A 2,863-nucleotide genomic window follows, 5' to 3' on the forward strand; every position below is an offset into this window, starting at 1 on the left:
TGGCTATCCATCCGGTGCGCTTTGTTTCTAATCTGCACCCTAGCTGATGGATAGCTTTTCTGTCCACGTCTGACCGCAAAAACTGTCCGAACTATTGATCCATGACAGTGCCGTTGTGATGAAGCTCGCATTAGGCTGGGCAGGTGAGATCGCGATCAGTGACAGGACTAGCAGCAGCGTCAAGAAATTGTTCATGGGGGGTTCTCAATTTGAACAAGTTCTTTGCTGCATGGAAGATGGATGCGCGATGCAACATTGATTCAGTGCAAGGTTGCCAAAACGATCTCGCTTTCTTCGGAACCGGACATTATTTTGTCAGCGATGCTTGAACAGCTACTCTGTACTAGTAATGTAGCAGTCTCGTGTTTCCGTCACTTTCGGGTTAAAACCAAAGCCAAGCCTGAAAACGCCTCTGTGAAGGACTTACAATGTTTGACATCTCGGTTTGCCTAAAGCCAGAAACCGCTCGATGCATCAGGTTTTCGGCTACCGACATAAAGCGGGACAGATTGAACGAAGCTTAAAGACTTGAGGGACCTACTGTCCCGGCTTAAGTTGGTAGCCCTTTCCTCAATCTCTCGATTAAGCTCGCTTCTCTGCAAAGGCAGCAGAAGTTCATCGAGAAGATAAGGGTTTCAGTCATCAGAGAGAACGGGCGAATCAGGGCTTGAGCGATTTGTAGTGGAGTGTAGTAGTCCAAAATTAAGCCCGTTCTGTAGTATGGGCGAAAATGGACTTAATCAAAACTTATCAGTTGTCTAGCTAAAATTCCCTAGCGTTGGTTTTGACCCAAAAGCGACGGGAACGCCAACGGGAGTTTCTGTACGACTACTCATTGAACCCTGTACGCTTCGTTACTCGGATGATGATGCCTGCTTTTGGGCGAAGGGTCATGGAGGGCAACGGTGTCAGCAGTTGATCCGGCAACAGTCTGAGCTGGTATTTTTGGGCAATGGTGGCGAGTAACAAGACCGCTTCCATCAGGGCAAAGCTCCTACCGATACAAACGCGGGGTCCCTCGCCAAACGGAAAGTAGACGCCCTTCGGTAACTGCTTTTCCAGGTCGTGCTCCCAACGTTCGGGCTGAAATTGCAGTGGGTTGGTGAAATAACGCGCACTCCGATGCATCACCCAGGGGCTAAAGATGAGAATGTACTTGGCTGGAATGTGATAGCCAGCCAACTCACAGTCTTGCATCGGGGCACGTGCCAGCGAAAAGAGCGGCGGATACAGCCGCAGCGCTTCTTTGATAATGTGCTCGGTGTAGCGTAGCTGAGGCAGGTCTGCCAGCGTGGGGGACCGACCACCCAAGACCGCCTGTAACTCGCTGACTAACTTACTTTCGACAGCGGTGTGCTGTGCCAGCAGCATCCAGGTCCAGGACAACGCATTTGCTGTCGTTTCATGCCCTGCCAGAATTAACGTGGTCAGTTCATCACGCAACTGGCGATCGCTCATCCGGCTACCGTCTTCATCTTGAGCCTGCAACAGCAGGGACAGTAAATCGCCTGGATCAGCGTCACTCTGACGGCGTTGCTGGATCAGCGCATAGATGGCTTGATCCATCGTTTGGAGTGCTTGCTTGTAGCGACGATTGATGGGAGTCGGCAAACCAGTAAGGGGTAGAAACGCTTGTTTGCGGCGACTGAAAAACCACTCCATCGCCACTTCTAACGTTTGAGCAATGGTCTGTGCTGCCACGCCTGTCATGTCCACATTAAGCAAGGTCTTTGTGACAATGTTTAACGTCAACTGCATCATGTCTTGATGCACATCACGCACTTCGCCCTCTTGCCAGGTCTGCACCATGCGTTCAGCGTAGAGCACCATCGTCTCGCCATAGGCAGCGATGCGCTGTTGATGGAACATGGGTTGGATGAGCCGACGCTGACGCGCCCAAAACGCACCTTCGCTGGTGAGCAGTCCCTCGCCAACCAGACTACGTACCGCTTGCCAGGCGGGTGTGTGTTTCGTGAACAGTTCGGGTTGCTTCAGGACTTGCTCAATGTGCTGCGCCTGGGTGAGCAGACAGGCTGAAGAAAAGAGAAACCGTAAGGGTACTATTTCCCCATAGTCTGTGGCACAAGCGGTCAAAAAGCTGAGAGGATCTTTGGCAAAGTCAAAGGTATGGCCGAACAACAGTGAGCCTTTCGGGCTAGAGAGTTGGTGTAGACTTTTGCTCATGGCAGTAGGGAGTCCTGAAGTCACGACTCTTGCACTTTACCGTCACTGTCACCCCAGTTAGCGGCATGGTTCAAAAATGGCAGTTTTAAGGTGGTAGTGACATCACAAATTAGACCCTCATTGCGAGGATGATCTGAATCGCATGGCGGGTCGAGCTAAGCTGGTCTGAAGAGTTGGAACCCTAACAACTCTAGCCAGTGAGGATGACTCGCGCTCGTCATCAGCTGCTTCGGACTTTTGCCGACCCGTTCTGGAAGGCCAGTGAGGATGAAACAGGGATTGCGACAGGATACGTGCCAAATCCTGCAAGATTACCTTCAAATGCCCATTCCTTCGTTAGCTTTTAGAGCTGAAATCACAAAAATCGAGAAATGCTGAAACCACCTTGAGGCAGGACTTTTAGGCTTACATTGCAGGATTTTGCACGTATCCGGGGTTGAGTTAAACTCAGCCCCGGAGTGGTTTCCCTTTGAGCTTGCGATTGATGAGTTGACCTTCATCGTGGATGACGAAGGAACCCTTTTTATTTCTACAGATAACCTGCCCCAGACTCTCATTTCCCAAATCCGGAAGACTCTATGTGGCGTTCCCGTAGCTTTTGGACCAAAAACAACGCTAAGGAATTTGCAGGCAAGATCAGCACATTGATAAGCGGCTCAAATGGGTCGAAAAACATACT

At 50.6% G+C, this 2,863-nt stretch carries 2 protein-coding genes; both read right to left on the reverse strand.

Going from position 1 to position 2,863, the window contains the following annotated elements; all coding sequences use genetic code 11:
- Positions 1-39 precede the first annotated feature (39 nt).
- Positions 40-195: a hypothetical protein gene (locus A8707_RS28770; protein WP_156518901.1), complete on the reverse strand. Its 156-nt coding sequence runs from the start codon at positions 193-195 to the stop codon at positions 40-42.
- A 633-nt stretch (positions 196-828) separates the two neighbouring features.
- On the reverse strand, positions 829-2,184 hold the full coding sequence (locus A8707_RS25935) for a cytochrome P450 (RefSeq protein WP_068820322.1): 1,356 nt from the start codon (positions 2,182-2,184) through the stop codon (positions 829-831).
- Positions 2,185-2,863 lie beyond the last annotated feature (679 nt).

It is taken from the genome of Phormidesmis priestleyi BC1401 (genome assembly GCF_001650195.1).
Lineage (GTDB): Bacteria > Cyanobacteriota > Cyanobacteriia > Leptolyngbyales > Leptolyngbyaceae > Phormidesmis_A > Phormidesmis_A priestleyi_B.

Bases quoted from the DNA above. Each gene is read 5' to 3' on its own strand.
- A8707_RS25935 (WP_068820322.1), bottom strand. From the start codon at position 2,184: ATGAGCAAAAGTCTACACCAACTCTCTAGCCCGAAAGGCTCACTGTTG.
- A8707_RS28770 (WP_156518901.1), bottom strand. From the start codon at position 195: ATGAACAATTTCTTGACGCTGCTGCTAGTCCTGTCACTGATCGCGATC.